Genomic DNA, 349 nt, shown 5'->3' with positions numbered 1-349 from the left:
CGGCATACGAGATGGCGAGGAAGACGAGTGCGTACGCGATGACGAGTGTGACGACGGTTCCGTTGACCACTGTCGCAGCGTAGTCCTTCCCGTGGTACTCGACGAGCAGGTCTGAAGCGAGGTATGCGACGCCGAACGCAACGAATCCAGCAGGGACAGCGACACCACCAAGTCCGGGCAGTTCGATCCAGGTGAGTTTTGCTGCGAGAACGTTTGCGAGGACGATTGAGCCGGCGAACACGGCAGTGAAGATCGCGCGAGTATCTTCAGTCTCCATCAGCTGTCACCACCGTCTGTAACTGTACCACTGCGTGTGAGGCGTGGTTGCGGCTCGGGCTGGGTGGCCAGA

At 59.9% G+C, this 349-nt stretch carries 1 protein-coding gene; it reads right to left on the bottom strand.

The features are described from left to right. Window positions 1-277 (bottom strand): VUT family protein (locus EXE44_RS18670; protein WP_137718094.1); only part of this gene is annotated, 277 nt, incomplete at its 3' end. Window positions 278-349 lie beyond the last annotated feature (72 nt).

Source organism: Halorubrum sp. SS7, from assembly GCF_005435055.1.
Classification (GTDB): Archaea; Halobacteriota; Halobacteria; order Halobacteriales; family Haloferacaceae; genus Halorubrum; species Halorubrum salinarum.
This window is presented reverse-complemented; position numbering and strand designations above follow the sequence as displayed.